The organism is Vibrio sp. HI00D65, assembly GCF_001635455.1.
Taxonomy (GTDB): Bacteria; Pseudomonadota; Gammaproteobacteria; order Enterobacterales; family Vibrionaceae; genus Vibrio.
Genome location: NZ_LWEH01000407.1, coordinates 1 through 285, shown reverse-complemented (window position 1 = coordinate 285; position 285 = coordinate 1). Strand labels below are relative to the sequence as shown.

General features: G+C 42.1%; 1 pseudogene. It reads left to right on the top strand.

The annotated features are described in order from the left end of the window. Positions 1 to 285, top strand: a pseudogene (locus A3712_RS21570) (amino acid ABC transporter permease); the annotation flags it as partial.

The following is a 285-nucleotide window of genomic DNA, read 5'->3' as shown; positions in this document are numbered from 1 at the left end:
TATCTTTTGGTACCCTGCTTGGGGTTGCAAGACACTCTAAGATCGCTCTGTTTAAGACTCCAGCTCTGCTTTTCATCCAATTGGTTCGAAATATTCCACCACTTGTTTTTGTGTTTATCTTTTACTTTTTTGTCTCTAACCAACTGATTCCTTTGCTTGGTTTAGAAACCCTTCTGCGTGAACACAATGGCGACATTAATCAGCTGCAAGCGTTTCTATTTGGCCCTGCCAACCTTTGGGAGAACTTAGCTTCTGGTGTTATCTGTATTGGTCTACTCTCTTCGG